At 71.3% G+C, this 17779-nt stretch carries 15 protein-coding genes; 5 read left to right on the top strand and 10 right to left on the bottom strand.

What is annotated here, in order from left to right; translation table 11 throughout:
* Nucleotides 1-9: 9 nt before the first annotated feature.
* Nucleotides 10-1185, bottom strand: coding sequence for an alginate lyase family protein (locus tag ACFY36_RS07430; RefSeq protein ID WP_499745070.1), 1176 nt, complete (start codon nucleotides 1183-1185; stop codon nucleotides 10-12).
* Nucleotides 1186-1389: 204 nt separating this feature from the next.
* On the opposite strand from ACFY36_RS07430, the gene ACFY36_RS07425 reads away from it, so the two are divergent.
* Nucleotides 1390-3051 (top strand): FAD-binding dehydrogenase, encoded by a 1662-nt coding sequence (locus ACFY36_RS07425; protein WP_499745069.1) that lies wholly within the window; start codon nucleotides 1390-1392, stop codon nucleotides 3049-3051.
* An 11-nt stretch (nucleotides 3052-3062) separates the two neighbouring features.
* On the opposite strand, the gene ACFY36_RS07420 is transcribed toward ACFY36_RS07425, so the two are convergent.
* From ACFY36_RS07420 to ACFY36_RS07405, 4 genes are all read right to left on the bottom strand, one after another.
* Nucleotides 3063-4019: a hypothetical protein gene (locus tag ACFY36_RS07420; RefSeq protein ID WP_499745068.1), complete on the bottom strand. Its 957-nt coding sequence runs from the start codon at nucleotides 4017-4019 to the stop codon at nucleotides 3063-3065.
* 33 nt (nucleotides 4020-4052) lie between these two features.
* Nucleotides 4053-5093, bottom strand: a complete 1041-nt coding sequence (locus ACFY36_RS07415) for a ricin-type beta-trefoil lectin domain protein (RefSeq protein ID WP_499745067.1) — start codon at nucleotides 5091-5093, stop codon at nucleotides 4053-4055.
* Between the two features lie 263 nt (nucleotides 5094-5356).
* A complete protein-coding gene (locus ACFY36_RS07410) occupies nucleotides 5357-7786 on the bottom strand; it encodes a VIT domain-containing protein (RefSeq protein WP_499745066.1) in 2430 nt (809 codons plus the stop codon).
* The gene (locus tag ACFY36_RS07405; RefSeq protein WP_499745065.1) at nucleotides 7783-8376 is read right to left on the bottom strand and encodes a MerR family transcriptional regulator; all 594 of its coding nucleotides are present in this window, start codon (nucleotides 8374-8376) and stop codon (nucleotides 7783-7785) included. Before ACFY36_RS07405 ends, ACFY36_RS07410 begins: the two co-directional genes overlap by 4 nt.
* A 46-nt stretch (nucleotides 8377-8422) precedes the next feature.
* Here ACFY36_RS07405 and ACFY36_RS07400 point away from each other — a divergent pair, with 46 nt between their 5' ends.
* Nucleotides 8423-9154: a cyclase family protein gene (locus tag ACFY36_RS07400; RefSeq protein WP_499745064.1), complete on the top strand. Its 732-nt coding sequence runs from the start codon at nucleotides 8423-8425 to the stop codon at nucleotides 9152-9154.
* On the opposite strand, the gene ACFY36_RS07395 is transcribed toward ACFY36_RS07400, so the two are convergent.
* The 4 genes from ACFY36_RS07395 to ACFY36_RS07380 all read right to left on the bottom strand — a co-directional run bounded on the left by ACFY36_RS07395 (nucleotide 9130) and on the right by ACFY36_RS07380 (nucleotide 13250).
* A complete protein-coding gene (locus tag ACFY36_RS07395; protein WP_499745063.1) occupies nucleotides 9130-11199 on the bottom strand; it encodes a peptidase M6 immune inhibitor A in 2070 nt (689 codons plus the stop codon). The genes ACFY36_RS07400 and ACFY36_RS07395 overlap by 25 nt on opposite strands.
* A gap of 72 nt (nucleotides 11200-11271) precedes the next feature.
* Entirely contained in the window at nucleotides 11272-11538 is a 267-nt protein-coding gene (locus tag ACFY36_RS07390) for a hypothetical protein (RefSeq protein ID WP_499745062.1), read from the bottom strand.
* Nucleotides 11539-11571: 33 nt separating this feature from the next.
* Nucleotides 11572-12354 carry an ABC transporter permease gene (locus tag ACFY36_RS07385; protein ID WP_499745061.1) on the bottom strand — a complete coding sequence of 261 codons (783 nt, stop codon included), beginning with the start codon at nucleotides 12352-12354 and terminating at the stop codon, nucleotides 11572-11574.
* Entirely contained in the window at nucleotides 12351-13250 is a 900-nt protein-coding gene (locus ACFY36_RS07380) for an ABC transporter ATP-binding protein (protein ID WP_499745060.1), read from the bottom strand. Before ACFY36_RS07380 ends, ACFY36_RS07385 begins: the two co-directional genes overlap by 4 nt.
* A gap of 130 nt (nucleotides 13251-13380) precedes the next feature.
* Here ACFY36_RS07380 and ACFY36_RS07375 point away from each other — a divergent pair, with 130 nt between their 5' ends.
* From ACFY36_RS07375 to ACFY36_RS07365, 3 genes are all read left to right on the top strand, one after another.
* Complete coding sequence (locus ACFY36_RS07375; RefSeq protein ID WP_499745059.1) at nucleotides 13381-14613, top strand: sensor histidine kinase; 1233 nt, start codon at nucleotides 13381-13383, stop codon at nucleotides 14611-14613.
* Between the two features lie 244 nt (nucleotides 14614-14857).
* Nucleotides 14858-15514: a response regulator gene (locus ACFY36_RS07370; RefSeq protein ID WP_499745058.1), complete on the top strand. Its 657-nt coding sequence runs from the start codon at nucleotides 14858-14860 to the stop codon at nucleotides 15512-15514.
* A 264-nt stretch (nucleotides 15515-15778) separates the two neighbouring features.
* Nucleotides 15779-16450 (top strand): pyridoxamine 5'-phosphate oxidase family protein, encoded by a 672-nt coding sequence (locus ACFY36_RS07365; RefSeq protein ID WP_499745057.1) that lies wholly within the window; start codon nucleotides 15779-15781, stop codon nucleotides 16448-16450.
* 64 nt (nucleotides 16451-16514) lie between these two features.
* Here the strand turns inward: ACFY36_RS07365 and ACFY36_RS07360 are convergent, their stop codons facing one another.
* Entirely contained in the window at nucleotides 16515-17687 is a 1173-nt protein-coding gene (locus ACFY36_RS07360) for a dipeptidase (protein WP_499745056.1), read from the bottom strand.
* Nucleotides 17688-17779 lie beyond the last annotated feature (92 nt).

The following is a 17779-nucleotide window of genomic DNA, read 5'->3' as shown; positions in this document are numbered from 1 at the left end:
CGTCTTCCCTCAGGCCGGGTTGTTGGCGTGGGTCAGCGTCTCCCAGGCCACGAACAGGTTGTTCGTGCCCTGCGGCCGCTTGGCTTCGGTGTACGTCTGGGTGTTCGACATGGCGTACCCCAATCGGTGGGAAAGAGCGTTGAACGCGACCTCCGTGACCGGGCCGAGTCCCTTGACCACCGATCCGCCGCAGATGTTCGAAGGCACGGCCGTGCCGTTCTCGAACTTGGTGTGGAAGCCGAGCGCGTGCCGGGTCCGGTCGGCCAGCGAGGGCCAGAGGTCCTCGCCCTGGATGCGGCTGGTCTCCGCGATGTGGCTGATGGCCGAGATGCCGTAGCCGGTGTGCGTGAAGTCGCGGCACGTCTCCTGGGAGAGGCCGTCGACGAAGGTGCTCTGGCCCTGCCAGTAGCTGATCAGTTCGGCCCGGGTGTCGACGCTGCCGACCGGCGGGTACTTGGGCTGGCTGCCGTCGGCGGTGACATAGACGTACGCCTCGGCCCTGGCCTTGAAGCGGGTGATGGCCCGGTCGTAGCTGGCCTTGTCGTCGAGGAAGACCGCGATGCCGACGGCGGCCTCCATCATGGACAGCTCCCAGTTGCCGTTGCTGGAGCTGCCGGGAATGACCACCGGAAGGTAGACATTGCGCAGCATGGTGGCGAACCGGGCCTGGTTGGGCCAGCTCGAGTACGTGTACTTGATGATCTCGGCGGCACGCGGCCAGACCGAGCCGGCCCATCCCGTCTGCAACGGGGCGTTGCTGTTGGTGTGCGACTTGATCGTGGCCGACCAGGCGTCCATCAGGGCGATCGACTTCTGCGCGTACGCCGCGTTGCCCGTGATGTACCAGGCCAGAGCGTCGGTGTACGCGGCGATGGCGTCCTCACGCTCGTCGGTGCAGCCGTTGTTGGGGTTGGAGTAGGAGCCGCATTCGACCGTGGCCCTGGGCGCGGGGGTGCGCGAGAGCGAGGCGTAGCGGCTGGCCATCATCTGGTTGTAGGCGCTCAGCCAGGGCTGGGCGCCCGCGTTGACCTTGCCCTTGACGAAGTCGAGCTGGGCCCGGCTGACCAGGACGCCCGGATGGGCGAAGGCGATCGGGGCGGCGTCGGCGCTCATCAGGCGGACGCCGAAGGTGGCGGTCGCCGCGACTAATGCCGTGAACGCGGCTAAAAGGGCGCGTCTGCGCATGGGGATCTCCCGGGTGGGGGTGGGGAACCGGAAAGTGACTTAACAGTTCCCGCGCCTCCGGGCCGGGTCAAGAAGGCATCGATTGACTTAAGTTTCTCGTGACCGTTTCGTTGCCTTAGTTCGCTCCTTAGTTGAAGTCGTCGAGGGAAATCGTCGCCGCTGGAATCCGAAACTTCTTCGGAATCTCCGGTACATTGCCGGGTCATGAACGCTGACGTCATCGTCGTCGGTGCCGGTCTCGCCGGTCTGGCCGCCGCCCATGAGCTGATCGCCGCCGGTAAGAGGGTCGCCCTGGTCGACCAGGAGAACGCGGCCAACCTGGGCGGGCAGGCGTACCTGTCGTTCGGCGGCCTGCTGTTCGTGGACAGCCCCGAGCAGCGGCGCCTGCGCGTCAAGGACTCGGTCGAGCTGGCCTGGAGCGACTGGCTGGGCAGCGCCGCCTTCGACCGTCTCGACGACGAGGACGCGTGGGCGGTGCGGTGGGCCCGGGCGTACGTCGAGTTCGCCGCCGGCGAGAAGCGCGCGTGGCTGTCGTCGCTGGGCATGAGCTGGCTGCCGACAGTGGGCTGGCCCGAGCGGGGCGACCTGCGGGCCGACGGCCACGGCAACTCGGTGCCGCGCTTCCACGTGACGTGGGGGACGGGTACGGGGGTGGTGGCCCCGTTCGTGCGTTCGGTCCAGTCCTCACCGCTGGTCGACTTCTACTTCCGCCACCGCGTCGACGAGCTGATCGTCACCGACGGCACGGTGACCGGCGTGCGCGGCGCCCGGCTCGCTCCCTTCGACGGCGCGCGTGGCGCCGCGTCACCCAGGGAGGAGGCCGGCGACTTCGAGCTGACGGCCCAGGCCGTCGTCGTCGCCTCGGGCGGCATCGGGGGCAACCACGATCTCGTACGCCGGTACTGGCCCCCGTCCCTCGGCACCCCACCCCGGTCGATGATCACCGGCGTCCCCGCCTACGTCGACGGCCGGATGCTCGACATCACCGAGCAGGCGGGCGCCCGCCTGGTCAACCGCGATCGGATGTGGCACTACACCGAGGGCATCCAGAACTGGGACCCGATCTGGCCGTCGCACGGCATCCGCATCCTGCCGGCTCCGTCGTCGATGTGGTTCGACGCGCTGGGCCGCCGCCTGCCGGCGCCGTGCCTGCCCGGCTACGACACGATGAGCACCCTGCGGCACCTGCGCACGACGCCGGACATCGCCGAGCACGACCACTCCTGGTTCATCCTCACCCAGAAGATCATCGAGAAGGAGTTCGCCCTCTCCGGCTCCGAGCAGAACCCCGACATCACGGCAAGCGACCGCCGCGCGTTCCTGAAGGAGCGCATCTTCGGCAAGGGAGCACCGGCCCCGGTGGAGGCCTTCAAGCAGAAGGGCGAGGACTTCGTGGTCGCCTCCTCCTTGGAGGAGCTGGTGGACGGCATGAACGCGCTGACGGAGAAGCCCCTGCTGGACGCCCCGACGGTCCGGGCCCAGATCGAGGCCCGGGACCGCCAGATGGACAACCCGTTCAGCAAGGACGCCCAGATCCAGGGCATCCGGAATTCCCGCCGCTACTGGGGCGACAAGATCGGCCGTACGGCGGCCCCGCACCGCATCCTCGACCCGGCGGCGGGCCCGTTGGTGGCGGTGAAGCTGCACATCCTGACCCGCAAGACGTTGGGCGGCATCCAGACGGACTTGAGCAGCCGAGCCCTGTCCCCGTCCGGCACCCCCGTCCCCGGCCTGTACGCCGCAGGCGAGGCAGCAGGCTTCGGCGGCGGAGGCGTACACGGCTACAACGCGTTGGAGGGCACGTTCCTGGGCGGTTGCCTGTTCAGCGGCCGAGCCGCCGGCAAGGCCTTGGCCCAGTCCCTGTAGCCATTCGACCGCTACCGCTCCGACGGCTGCCGCACCTCGAGGTGGCCGTGCCCCTCGCCGGAGCTGTGCCCCTCGCCGGAGCTGTGCCCCTCGCCGGAGCTGTGCCCCTCCCGGGCGCTGGCTTCCGTCCCGGCGCTGGTGGTGCCGTCCGCGCCGGCGCCGGCGCTGGCGGTGGTGCCTTCCGCGCCGGCCAGGACTGCCGCGGCTCCGACCACGGCGAGGATCCCCAGCGCGGCGGGCACCGTCCACCCGTGGCGGATCTCGTCGCCCAGCAACGGAACCGCCACCGCCGCCGGAACGATCACTTCGACCGCCCAGAGCAGCGCGGTGACCGGCGCGACGCTTCCCCTGCGCAGAGCCGCCGCGTAGGCCGCCGTCCCCGCCACCCCGCTGCCGATCACGACCCACAGCAGCGGTTCGGTCAAGGTCGAGACCCATGGCGTACGAAGGTGCACCGCCCGCCCGGCCAGCGCGGTAGCCGAATACGCGAGCCCGGCCAGCCCTGCCAGCAGCAGACCCCGCCGGTCGGTCCGCCCGGCCAGCAGCACCGCGACCCCCGCGACCGCGGCCACCACGAACCCGCCGACCGTCAACACCACAGTCGTCCCGGGCGACGGCATCGAAGCCGGCTGTTCCCGGCTGGACAGCCCGACCACAGCCAGCGCCGCGACCATCACCACAACCGCCGCGTAGTCCCGCCGCCGCAGGCGTGTCCGCAGCACCACACCGGCCAGCAGCACGGTCAACCCGACCGATCCGGCGAGCACGGCCTGAACCACGTACACCGGAAGCCCGCGCAGCGCCCACAGCGACAGAAGCCACCCACCGCCGTCCCCGGCCAGCCCGGCCAGGTAGAGCGGCGAGACCGCCAGCGCGAGCACCGTGCCCGGCCTACGCGCGGCGACTGCCTGCAGGACGGATCCGACCGCGTAGGCCACCGCGGCGAGCGCCGCGATCAAAAGACTCACAAGTTAGAGAAGCACGAACCACCTGCTTTCCGGCTACGGAAGTGACCAGCGTTGCTTCGCCGAACCGTTGCAGTCCTCGACCCGGACCCCGGTTCCGGCCCACCGCCCACCCGATGGATCGGTGAGGCAGTCATCGTTCGACGCGTTGACGATCAGCTGACCCGACACCCGCCACTGAGCTGTGGTGCGCCCGTCGCAGCCGACGATCTCGACCGAGTCGTCGCCGACGAGCAGCGCGCACTTGCCGGCCACCCGAAGCGTCCCGTCCGAGGCGATGGTCCACGTCTGCGCGAACGAGCTGTTGCACCCGAACACCTGCACGTGGTTCCCGTCGAACGGCACCCCGCCGTTGAGGTCGAGGCACAGCCCGTTCTGCCCCCGGATCGCCCCCACCCGTTCGGCCGCGGGCGGCACCGGAGCGATCCCCGCCGGCACGCTGGGCGTGGCGGTCTTCCCGCCCGGCACCGTAGTCGTGGTGGCCACCGGAGAGGCCGGCGACGTAGCGATGGCCGGAACCCCGCCGGCCCCCGCGCTCGGCGTGGGTGTCGATCCCGTCGACGTCGCCCCCGCTGTCGGCCCGCGCCCCGATCCCGGGTTCGTCCCCGACCCCGTACCGACACCCGACCCGGCCCCCGTCGCTGTCGACGCGCCCAGACCAGCACTCGCACCCGCACTTGCCGGCGCCGAACCGGCCGTCGCCGCAGGGCCGGTGGCCGGAGGCAGCGGCCCGTCGGCCAGACCGGTGACCTGCGGCCGCACATCCGACCGCAGCGCCGCGTACCCCGCCGCCGCAACCCCGAGCAACACGGCCACCGCCACCGCGGCCACCACGATCAGCCGCCGACGGCCACTGCCGCGCCGTTCGGCGCCCGGCAGAACGATCACGGCCGTGGCGTCGTCCGCGCCGTCCGGCCCCTGCCGCGCTCCGGCGTCCCGGGCCGCCGACGGCCACGTCTGCTCGGCGCCGTCCCGATCGCCGTCGCCCGTCTCGCCCTCCACCGCCCCGGAGTCGCGAAGCACGAACGGCCGGACAAGCAGCGGATCCCGCTCGTCACCCACCTCGTCGCCAGTCACGATTCCCCCGCCGCCGTAGAGCCCTCAAGAGACGATCGACCGACCAACCTACCCGCGATGATCGATCCCACACCGCCCGCCGAACATCCGACTTTCCACCCGATGCGCCCGCTTGGACAGCGAACGACCACCACAGGTCGGCTAACCGACACCAGCACAGCCGCCACCAGACCCACTTCCCCAGACGGCCCAAGATCGCCAAGAACCTACCCCGGAACCCTCCACCCCCGACACTCGCACCACCTCACCAGAGCCCGGAGTGGTCAGCGTTTCCAGAACGCCTTCCGTGTAGGCGCCGGGCCGGGATCGGCGGGCGGCGGCGTGGAAGCGCCCGGGCCGGCGAACGCGGTCAAGCTCTCCAGTGCGGCCTGCCATTTCTCGTCGATCGCGGTGTCGCCTCGCAGCCGCGCGACCAGGTCGATCAGGGGGCGGAAGACCTCGTCGACGGCCGAGCCGATCAGGACGTCGAGGCGGCTGGCCAGGTCGTCGAGCAGGTCGCGCTTCTCCCAGACCGGGAGGCTCGCGGCGTCGCGCAGACGCTGGGCCTCGGTGGCCACCAGGGCACGCATCTCGTCGAGTGACGGCGCCGAACCAGCCGTGCCACCCATCTTCGCGAACGACGCCCTGGCTCGCGGCGAGGCGAAACCGGATGTGGCGCCCGTCCGGCGGCTGCCCAGCACCGCGCCGGCGCCTCCGCCGGCCGAGGTCTCCGCGGCACTGTCGAAACTCATCAGCGAGGGACCGGCCGGCGCGGGCGCGGCCGGCGGCGCCGGCGGAGCGAAGGACGCGGCGGCCATGTGGAGCATCGCCGGCGCGACGTCGCCCGGCGCCTCCCAGCCCTGGGGAAGCTCGACCGGCTGGGTCACCCGGCGGGTCTGGCCGCCCTCGTTGACGACCCGGCTGTCCACCGCGACGAACGCGGTGAACCGGCACAGCACCCCGTACCGCAGGGACGTGGCGACGATCCGCTGCTCGAGCCCCCGGTCGCCGGCCGCGTAGGCGTCTTCGAGGTCGCGCAGCCGAGCCCGCGCCCACTGTGCCGTGATCGCGCTTTCCGACCGCTCCTGGAGGGCGATCGTGGTGCTGAACTCGCGGTCGTCACGGGTACGGCCCGTCACCGTGAAGCGCCCACCCGCGGCCGAGCCGGCGTAGCGGCCGCTCACCACGAGCGGGACACCCGGGTAGAGCCCCGGCAGGCGGGCCGGGGTGCGCTCGTCGTCGACCAGGCGCAGCCCGTCGCCGGTGATGCGCAGGCCCGACACGACCGGTGATCCGATCCGGCGGTGGATGTGCTCCATCGCCTCGTCGAGCCGGTCCTCGCTCTCCACCAGCTCGGCCCGCCCGGCGCCGAGCGCGGCCAGCCGGCCCAGGAACCCGGCGTTCACCGCCCGGTCGATGCCGATCGTGTGGATGCGGGTGACACCGATCAGCGGGGTGATGTCGTGAACGATCTGGTCCTCGTTGCCGACCTGGCCGTCGGTGACCAGCACGAGCACCCGGTCGCGGTCCTCGCTCGCCCGGAGCAGCCCGAGGCCCTGCGTCAGCGGGCCGAGCAGCTCGGTGCCGCCGCGGGCGCCGGCGTGAGCGAGGTGTTCCACGGCGCGGAAACGGTTACGGTCGGAGGCCTCGGCCAGTCCCTCGCCCAGGTCGTCCGGCCGATCGACCTGATGGTCGAAGGTGAGCACGGCGAAGCGGTCGGTGCTGGTCAGCGTGTCGACGACCCGGGCCGCGGCGCGGCGGGCGGCCACCATCTTCCAACCGCCCATGCTCCCCGAACGGTCGAGCAGCAGCACCACGTCCTTGGGGCGGGCGGGCGTGGTGTCGGCCGGCGGCAGGATCACCACCTGGTAGACGCCGCCGGGCTCCTCGCCGCTCTCGCCGGGCACGGCGATCGCCGTCTCACCGCCGCCCTGGTAGGGCAGGCGCAGGATGAAGTCGCGGTCGGCCCGCTCGCCGGGCGTGATGCTCAGCGTGCCGTCCTGGTCGACGACCGTGTGCAGGCTGGACTTGACCTCGCCGAGGGTGAGGCCGGCCGGGTCGATGTCGACGCCGACGGACAGCCGCAACGGGTTGGGGAAGCCGGGCAGCAGCACCGGGGGAGTGATGCGGGAAGCGTCCGGCACGGCGTCGGTGTCCTGCGCCTGCCCGTCACCGGCCGACGGGCCGGGCAGCGGGGTGCCGGGAATGTAGCGCGGGGCCACGACCAGCGGGAACCGGAACGTGGCGGCACCGTCCTCGAACGGCAGCGGGCCCACGAGGCTGAGCCGGATCGTCACCCGCTCGCCGGGCAGGATGTTGCCGACCCGCATGGTGAAGACGTCGGGCCGCTCCTCCTCGGCGATGGAGGCGCGCTGACCGGCCGCGATGGCTTTGTCGTACGTCTCGCGGGCGGCCGCCCGCTCCTGGAGCTCCGCCTCGACCGTGCGGTCGTCGGCGGTCATCGTCATGCCGGTCACCGCGGCCCGGTCGGGCAGCGGGAAGACGTACGTCGCCTCGAGCGCGACCTCGTGCACGTTGACGAACTCGGTGAGCACGACCGTCCGTGCGACCAGGCCGCTGATGTGGGCTCGGACGTCGAGGCGGTCGAGTGGCAGGGCGCCGCGGTCGGTGCGCAGGCAGCCGAAGCCGGAGTCGGGCAGGATCCGGACACGGCTGATCTCGCCGGGGCTCATCGGGGCGACGGAGAAGGTCATACGGAGCTCCCATCAATAAGGCCACGGGCGGCAAGCAGTTCGAACAGTGGCGCGGCGGCCGCGGCGATGTCGTCGCGGTCGCGGTCGGTCAAGGCGTGCGGGACGAGCAGGACGACACCGCCGCCGAGGGCGACGCCGGTGACCGGGTGGGCGGTCACTTGGCGCGGCGACCGGCCGATCGCCGCTTCGACGATCGGCGGCGGCGCGGGTGGATCGGCCCAGAAACGGGTGCGGGCCTCGATGGCAGGGTCGGGCGGAGCACTGTCGCTGTTGTCGAGCAGGTGCTCGGGGATCTGGGCGGCCTCGCGCAGGGCCTCGGGGGAGATCCACGTGAAGTCGGTCTGAATCTGCGCGAGGCTCTGGCCCTGCGCCTGGCGGCGCTTGATGGCCACCAGCTGTTGCAGGTGACGAGGACCGTAAAGCGCGGTGCGCCCGCGCATGCCCAACGGCTTGTCGACCAGGCCGATGGTCGTGTACCACCGGATCGCCCGCCGGTCGGGCACGTCGCGGACGCGGGCGTTGGGCGCACCGGGGTACTCGGCCGTCAGGGCCTCGCGTACCCGCTCCACCAGCTCGTCGATCGTCCACATGCCGAAGAGTTTGACACTGTCATCGTGACAGTGTCAATGTGTGCGCATGACCCGAGCCGCCGGCCCCTGGGTGCCGCCCCGACTGATCAGCCTGTCCCATCTCAACGACCCGGACACCACGGTCGTCTATCCGGGCGACCCCGCCTTCGAGCTCGAGACCGTCGCCACCATCGGGCAGGAGGGCTTCTACCTGCGCTTCGTCCGCGAGGGCGAGCACACCGGCACCCACTGGGGCGCGCCCGGCCATTTCACCTACGGCCACCCGCTGGCCGACGAGCTCGACCTGGAGGACCTATGCCTGCCGGCGGTGCGGATCGACGTGCGGGAGCAGTGCGCCCGCGACGCGGACTACGAGGTGACGATCGCCGACGTCGAGGAGTGGGAGCGGCGCCACGGCCGGGTTCCGGACGAGTCGATGGTGATCATCTGGACCGGCTGGGAGGAGCGCTGGGGCTCGGAGTCCTTCCTCAACCGCGATGCCGACGGGGTGCTTCATCAGCCCGGCTTCGCCCTGGAGACGGTGCGCTGGCTGATCGACACGGGCCGGCTGGGGCGCCGGGGCGGCACGGGGACGGACACGTTCGGCCCCGACCCCGGCCGCGACAGCAGCCTCGCGGTCTCCCGGCTGGTCTATCAGCGCCATCGGATCAGCCTGGAGGTGCTGGCCAACCTCGCCGCGCTGCCGCCCTCGGGGGCTTTTGTCCTGTGCGGCGGCCAGATCAACAAGGCCGGCTCGGGCTCCACCGCGCTGATCTACGGCTTGCTGCCGCCCGGCTGAAGCACGCCGTTGACCGTGAGGCGATAGGGCGCGTACTGCTTCACCTTCTCCGTCGGCTCGTCGTAGGACACGATGGCGACCACCTGGGGATAGTCCGCGAGCCGGGCGAACTGGCCGGCCGTCACGATCTCCACCCGGTCCTTACCGAGCCCGACGAGCCGTACGTGCCAGTTGTGCACCGCCATGGGCCGGATCGAGGTGGGCGAGGTCCATCCGTCCAGGGTGGAGCCGTCGCTGAGCGTCCGCCCGCCCAGGGCGATCGTCCCGATCCGCCATCCACCCCGGCCGCCGCCCGCGTCGGTCACGAACCGCAGACCCAGCAAGACCTTCTTTCCCGCGTACGCCGTGAGGTCGTACCTCGCGGTGACCACGCCGTTGCTGGCGCCGGTGATCCCGAAACCCAGCGGCCCGACGCTGGTGCGGTCGCCGCGCAGCGCCATGTAGGTGCGCCCGCCGTCCGTCGACACTGTCACATAGCCGTAGTCGTACCGGTCCTCCAGCGCATAGGAGGTCTCCAGCGTCAGCGCGGGCTTGCCGGCCGGGATGGTGACGGCCCGGACGGCGTGCGAGTCGAGGTCGTTGGTGTTGCCGGAGAAAAGCGTCTTCTCGGCCACCGTCCAGCCCGTCGGCAGGGGTGGCAGGTTCTCCGCCCCGGCGAAGCTGAGCGAGCGGACGGGAGTCGGCAGCGGCACGTAATCCGCGCCGTTCGGTGCCGCGCCGGGCTCGGCGTACAAGGTCTTGTTGTCGAGGTTGACCGTCGATCTCAAGCTCTTGGCCGTGACTCTGCCGGCCGCCATGCCGATCACCTTGCCGCCGGGCTCCCCGGCGATCCGGTCGACCAGCGTCATGGCCTGGAAGTCGTGCAACACCTCGTAAAGGGGCACGCCGGTCGGCAGCGCGGCCTGGATCGCGGCCAGGCCCTGGCGGATGCCGTCGCGGTGCAGCACCGAGATCGTCTTCAGGCCGAACCGGTCCCGCAGATAGAGCATGAGCTGATAGACGAGGCCGTAATCGGCCAGCACCTCGCTGGGCGTGCCCTCGTCCCACAGGTTCGGCGAGTTCTGCGGACCGCCGCACTCCCGCGGGTTCGCGTTGTACTTCGTCTTGACCGTCCCGAACCCCTGGAAGCACATGATGTGCGTGTCGTTGCCCGGCTCGTCGACCTTGGAGCGCGCGTCCACATAGCCCACGAGGGTCTGTGCGAAATCGGCCAGCCCTTCGTTGAGCCACTTGGCCTCCTGCGGATCGGCGTAATACTCCAGCAGGTGCTGCCACTCGTGGGCGAACGTCGACTCGTACATCCGCGGGCGGGCGGGCCGGCTCGTGCACAGGTCGGTGGTCGGGTCGTCGGCCGGTTCCGCGCCGAGGCGGTGCTTCCAGTCGTACGCGTCGATGGTCATGACGTTGCGGTCGAAAAGCTCATTGAGCTGCGGGGTGAAGAAGCCCGCGGTGTAGGTGACGGCCTTGGGAAAGGTGAAGAAGTTGGTGTCACGGACGTTGTCCACGAGGGTGACCGTCTTGTCGCCGTCCCCGGTGAAATCGCCGGTCGCCGTGGCCCTGGTGCCGTCGCGGCTGGGTGGCGTACTGAAGATCGCGGTCTCCAGCGGGTAGATCTTGCGATCGAACTCGCTGATCAGGTCGGCCACCTGCGTGTCGGTGATCTCCACCGAGCCCTTGCGGCAATCCGTGGCCGGGAAGGCGAGGTCCTGCGCCACCCAGACCTCGATGTGCCGGCCGACGGCCCGCAGCGTGTACGGCTTGTTGTAGAACTTGCCCGTCGTGTCGTCGAGACCCACCCAGTCGCGCGCGGTGCCCACCGGCGGCGTCGGCTTGGGCTGTACGGCCGCCCGCGACTGCGGGCCCGGCCGATATCGAGGGTTCTCCGGCAGCGCCCGCCCGTCGTGGGTGAAGCGGGTACTGCTGAGCTCGCGGGTGTCCGCTGTCGTCCCGGCGTAATCCTTTTCGGCCATGGCCGGCCCGGCTGGAACGATCAGGGGAACGAGAAGGGCGATCACCGCAAAGGCTGCGAATCGGACGCGGTCCATGAAAAGGGACGGTACCCGTCACGTGCCGGGCGGACGGGCAACATGCGGCGATTCGGAGAGTGGGTCAGCCGTCTATTCGAAGACGGAGTGGTCGCGGCCGCCCTCGGCGCGGCGGCGGGCCCGGCGGCGCAACTGCACCACGACCATGTCGGCCACCGCCACGACGGCCCACGCGAGGAGCAGCCAGCCCGGCACCGTCCAGCCCCTGCGGAAAAGCACGATCGCCAGCACCGTGCACACGACGAAACCGAACGCGGCGAGGATCAGCCGCAGATTCAGCGCGCTGTAGGGCTGGTCGACCGTGCCGCGACGGCCGGGCGGCTGGGCACCGATGGGCATGTTTCACGGTACCTCCGCCCGGCCGGCGGCAAACTACGAGACCTCGCGGCGCAGCACGCGCCACACACCGAGGGCGAGCGGCAGCACCACCCACACCGCGGCGGACACACCGACCCGGGCCCATTCGCCGGAGGTCATGGCCGGTTCCGACATGGCCGTCGTCGTGGTGTTGATGTCGATCCACTCGGCCGCGGTCTTCAGCGCCTTGATGGTCCCGCCGAGGATCGACCAGACCATCGGCACGGCGAAGAAGGCGACGATCGCCAGCGGCGTGTTCAGCAGCAGGGCGCCGAAACCGATGCCCATCAGGACGAAGATCACCTGGAGGCCCGCGCCCTGCCAGACCAGCGAGCCGTCCATCGACCAGGAGCCGTCGCCGCCGAGGGCCGCGCCCAGCAGGTTCGCCACGGCGCTGAGCGCCAGCGCCGCCGCGGTCGACGCGGTCGCGATCAGCACCCCGGCGATCAGCTTGGCGGCGATGACCCGGCCACGCGCCGGCACCAGGGTGAACGTGGTGAGCGCGGTGCGCTGCGACCACTCACCCGTCATCGACAGGATGCCCAGCACGGGCAGGAGCACCGACGAGGGCAGCAGGCCGAACTGGAAGAACTCCTGGAACGTCTGCTCCTCGTCGGGCGCCCACCCGATCATGATCGCCGAGGTGGCGGCCGTGGCGAACGCGATCACGATGAGCAGCCACAGCCCGGCCCGGGTGTCGGCCAGCTTCCGCAGCTCGATCATCGTGAGCCGGCCGATCGGCACCGGGCGGGTGCTGGCCCGTTCGATCTGCGGCGGGGTCTCCAGCACGGCGGTCATCGGACGGCCTCCTTCACGGAATCACCGGCGGTCAGGGTGAGGAACATCTGCTCCAGCCCGCCGCCACCGGCCGGGCGGAGCTCGATCAGGACGAGCCCGGCGTCGGCCGCGGCCCGCCCGATGGTCTCGGCGCCGGCCTGGACGACGACGCCCCCGTCGGTCGTCTTCGTCCCGGCCAGGCCGGCGCGCTTGAGCGTCAGGTCGAGCGCGGCCGGGTCGAGCGCCCGGACCAGGGTCCCCGAGGCGGCGAGCAGCTCGGCCTTGTCACCTTGGGCGACGACGCGGCCGCCGCCGATCACCACCAGGTGGTCGGCCACCGCCTCGACCTCGCGCAGCAGGCGGGAGGAGAGCAGCACGGTGCCGCCGCGGTCGGCGAAATCCCGTAGCAGGCCGCGCATCCAGAAGATGCCCTCCGGGTCGAGGCCGTTGGCCGGCTCGTCCAGGATCAGCACGGCCGGGTCGCCCAGCAGGGCCAGGGCCAGGCCGAGCCGCTGCCGCATGCCGAGCGAGTACGCCCGTACGCGGCGCTTGGCCGCCGTCGCGTTGAGCCCGACCCGGTCCAGCGCACGGGGCACCTCACTGGTGTCGACGCCCATCGTGAGCGCGGCGAGGCTGAGCACCTCGCGGCCGGTACGCCCGGCGTGCTGCGCCGAGGCGTCGAGCAGGACCCCGACGTGGCGGCCGGGGTTGCCGAGCCGCCGGTACGGGACGCCGCTCACGGTGGCCGTTCCGGCCGTCGCAGGGGTGAGGCCGCAGATCATGCGCATGGTGGTCGACTTGCCCGCGCCGTTCGGCCCGAGAAAGCCGGTCACCGTGCCCGGTTCGCAGGAGAAGGACACGTCGTCGACGGCGGGGTGGTTGCCGTACCTCTTGGTGAGATGTTCGACCGTGATCATGCTTCCAGCGTGGCGGCGCCGACCGGCTGAGCGCGTCGGCCGGAGGTCGCCGGAGAGAAACCTTGGTAGGGAGCGGACCCCTACTTTGGTAGGTATCGGGCGGACGGCGCCGGCTCGTAAAGTCGGCTTTGTGGGAAAGCTGAAGCCGGAGTACCAGTGGCTGTTGCCGGCCGGGCTCGAGTCGGCCCTCCCGATACGCCGGTCCACCCGTGACTGGCTGATCGATGTCCTCTGCTTCGTCCTCGGCTACGGCTTCACGCTGCTCGTCACGATCGACCTGTTGCAGCCCGACCCGACCGTGGTGCCCGAGTGGGGCGCCGCGCCGGACTGGCTGATCTGGCTCGATTTCGCCGTCGGCACGATCGCCGCGCTCGGCCTGTGGTGGCGGCGCGGACGCTGGCTGATACCACTGGCCACGTTCTGCACGCTGATCTCGCTGTTCGCGGTCGCCGCGGCGATCACCTGCATGATCGTGCTGTTCACGGTGGCGGTGCATCGCCGGTTCGCGGTGATGGCGGTGTTCGCCGGCGGCGCGGTGCTCACCAACGCCGCCTTCCCGGTGCTACGGCCCGAGGCGGGTCGCCCCTATTGGGAGACGATGGCGTGGGGGACGGTCTTCATCGTGATCGTCTGCCTGTGGGGCATGGTGGTCCGCTCCCGGCGCCAGCTGGTGCTGTCGCTGCGCGACCGGGCCGAGCGGGCCGAGTCGGAGCAGCAGCTGCGCGTCGCGCAGGCGCGCTCGCTCGAGCGCAACCGGATCGCCCGCGAGATGCACGACGTCCTCGCCCACCGCATCTCGCTGCTCAGCCTGCACGCCGGGGCGCTCGAGATCCGTCCCGACGCGGCGCCGCAAGACGTGGCGACCGCCGCCGGTGTCATCCGGGCCAGCGCCCACCAAGCACTGCAGGACCTGCGCGAGGTGATCGGGGTGCTGCGCGCCGAGAGCCCCGAGGGTGCGCCCGAGCCGCCCCAGCCCACGCTGGGCGCACTGCCGGCCCTGGCCGACGAGTCACGCTCGGCGGGGGTCAAGGTCCGTTTGGATGTACGCATCGAGCCCGCCACCGTGCCCGACGGGACCGGCCGCACCGCCTACCGCATCGTCCAGGAGGGCTTGACGAACGCCCGCAAACACGCGCCCGGCACAACCGTGCAGGTCGCCGTCGACGGCTCCGTCGGCGACGGCCTGACCATCGACATCCGCAACCCGTGGCCCTTGCTCAACCCGTCGATGACCATCCCGGGCACAGGAACCGGCCTGATCGGCCTCACCGAGCGGGCCACCCTGGCCGGCGGCTACCTGAAACACGGCCGCACCCCCGACAACCAGTTCGCCCTCACCGCTTGGCTCCCCTGGCCAACCTGACCCGCGCGCCGCCCCGCCTGCCCCGGTGCCCGCCTGCGGTGCCCGCCTGCGGTGCCCGCCCGCGCTGCCTGCCCGCGCTGCCCGCTGGCACTGTGAAGCCCGTTCTGGCCGGCGCCGGCGAGGGCTCACGGCGCGGACCGCTTAGGGTGAGGGCGTCGGTGGCCGTGCAGGTGGGGAGCGCAGCGTGGGTGGGACCACCCGGTCCGAAGGGCCGGAACCGCGGGGGATCGACGCGGGCGGGCCGATGGCTGAGCCGGTTCGGGTGCTGATCGTCGATGATGACGCGCTTGTTCGGGCCGGGCTGACGATGATTCTGTCGGCGGCGGCGGACGTGGCCGTCGTGGGGGAAGCCTCGGACGGGGCGGAAGTGCCGGGAGCGGTGGCGGCGCTCCGGCCCGATGTGGTGCTGATGGATATTCGGATGCCGAAAGTCGACGGGCTGGCGGCCACCGAGACGTTGCGGGCCCGTGCCGGGGCTCCCGAGGTCATCGTGTTGACGACGTTCGACGCCGACGAATACGTGTTGCGGGCCCTGCGGGCGGGAGCCAGCGGCTTCCTGCTCAAGGACACGCCGCCGGCCGAGATTCTGCGGGCGGTACGGCGGGTGGCTCAGGGTGAGGCGATGCTGTCGCCCACGGTGACGCGGCAGCTCATCGCGCACGTGGCGTCGCCGGCGCAACCCTCGCAACTGCGGGCCGCCGAGCGGCTCGAACGGCTCAGCGAGCGGGAGCGGGACGTCGCGCTCGCACTCGGGCAGGGGCGGTCGAACGCGGAGATCTCCACCGACCTGCACATGTCCGTCGCCACCGTCAAAGCGCACGTGTCGCGGCTGCTGATCAAGCTGGAGCTGAACAACCGCGTCCAGGTGGCCCTGCTGGTTCACGACGCCGGGCTCGTCTGAGCCGGCCGGGGTGCCGCCGGTCCCGCGCTATCCGGCCAATGATCGGCGTTAAGTGGCTGCGTGAATCGTTCTCTCATGTCACCCGATCGAGTTACCAGCGGTGGCGGGGCGGCACGACACCAAACGTGGGCTGAGCTGCGTCAGCGCCGTTGATTCGGCGTCCGGTGACGTATGCCTGTTCGCGAATGTGACTCAGTGCGATCTCGTGCGCACGATGTGAAACTGTCGCGCAGCGGGGAGGGATCCGGCGACTGGAGGGCCATCATGAACCACGGTGAGCGGCAACTGCAGGACGTGCTCGGTACTCGTCAGCGGGCGGACGCCTTTGCCGAGCGGCAGACCCTGAACCACCTCAACGACAGGATGCGGCAGTTCATCGGGCGGCAGGAGATGATGTTCCTGGCCACGGCCGATGCCGGTGGGGAGTGTGACAGCACGTTCCGGGCCGGGCCGGCCGGATTCGTGCGGGTGCTGGACGACGAGCATCTGAGCTGGCCCGAGTTCCGGGGCAACGGGGTCATGGCCAGTCTCGGCAACATCACCGAGAACGGGCACGTCGGGATTCTGTTCGTCGACTTCCAGGACGTCATCGGGCTGCACGTGAACGGCGTCGCGGAGATCGTCGAAGATCCCGGCGAGCAGGCGGACGTGCCGCCGGGGCTGCGGGCCCAGGTGTGGGTCGTGGCCCGGGTCGAGGAGGCCTACATCCACTGTGCGAAGCACATTCCGCGCATGATGCGCGTGCCGCGGCAGCGCGGGCGCGACGCCACGGCCGAGCAGCCGAAGAAGAGCGACTACTTCGTGCCGGCGCCGGCCCGGTTCCGCCCCTTGCTTCCCGCCGGCGCGGAGGCCGCCGGTGAGGGGTGCGTCATGTCCGTCCGCGAAGGCGCGGCGAGTGCTCCACGCGACGCAGTCACCGGCGACGCGGCGGCCTGACCGCCGCCGGCGGCACCCCAGAAGTGAGGGGGCCGCCGGGAAGGCGGCGGATCCGGGAGGCGGGTCAGCGAGCGGGGGACAGGGGCCAGAGGGGCTCCTGCGCCAGGCGTTCCGACTCGCGCAGGACGCGGAGAATGTTGCCGCCGGTGAGCTTGTCCAGTTCGGGCTCCGTCCAGCCCCGGCCGGCCAGCTCGGACAGCAGGCGTGGATAGCCGGAGACGTCCCGGAGGTCGTCCGGGAGCTCCGTGGTGCCGTCGAAGTCGCCGCCCAGGCCCACGTGGTCCAGGCCGGCCACGTCGCGGGCGTGTTCCACGTGGTCGGCGACCAGGGTGGCCGGGACCGGCGGGCGCGGGTTGGCCGAGAGCCACGGGGCGAACGACGGGTGCTGGAGCGGGTCGGGGCCGGGCCAGTCCTGGACCGTCGACGGCTCCTGGCCGGGGCGCGGCGCCCGGGGCCAGCCGGCCGTGGGCAGGCCCAGGCGGGTCAGCTCCTCGTCGGCCGCGGCCGACCACGCGCGGGCCTCGGCCGAGACGAACGGGGCCACGAACGTGAGCTGGATGACGCCGCCGTTGTCGCGCAGGCGCGTCAGGACGTCGTCGGGGACGTTGCGCGGGTGATCGTGCAGGGCCCGTACGCCGGAATGACTGAAGATCACTGGGGCGAAGGCCGTGTCCAGGGCCGCGTGCATCGTCACCGGCGCCACGTGGGACAGGTCGACCAGCACGCCGATCCGCTGCATCTCGCGCACCACCGCCCGGCCCTCGTCGTTCAGGCCGCCCACCTGGGGCTCGCGGACCGCCGAGTCGGCCCAGGAGAGGTTCTCGTTGTGGGTCAGCGTCACGTAGCGCACGCCCAGGCGGGCGAACGCCCTCAGGACGCCCAGCGACGTGGCCAGGCTGTGGCCGCCCTCGATGCCGATCAGCGAGGCGATCTTCCCGGCCCCGATGGCACGGGTGACGTCGTCCGCGCTGTAGGCGATCGCGAAGTCGTCCGGGTACGCCGCCGCCATCCGGTAGACGGCGTCGATCTGCTCCATCGTCGCCACGACCGCCTCGGGTTCACTCAGGTCGCCCGGCACGTACACCGACCAGAACTGCCCACCCACCCCGCCGGCGCGCAGACGCGGGATGTCCGTCTGCAACTCCGGCCGGGGCTCGTCGAGGCCCTCCACCGCGTATCCGTAGCGTCCGCGCAGCTGCATGGGCAGGTCGTTGTGCCCGTCGATGATCGGCATCATCCTGTCTGGCTACCCGAGGAGAGGAGAAAAGCGCAAGTTGAGGAAAACGGCCTCCGCAACCTGACCGCACCGTTCAGGGGACCGAGCGCGCA

It is taken from the genome of Actinoplanes sp. NPDC000266, assembly GCF_042899005.1.
Classification (GTDB): Bacteria; Actinomycetota; Actinomycetes; order Mycobacteriales; family Micromonosporaceae; genus Actinoplanes.
This window is presented reverse-complemented; position numbering and strand designations above follow the sequence as displayed.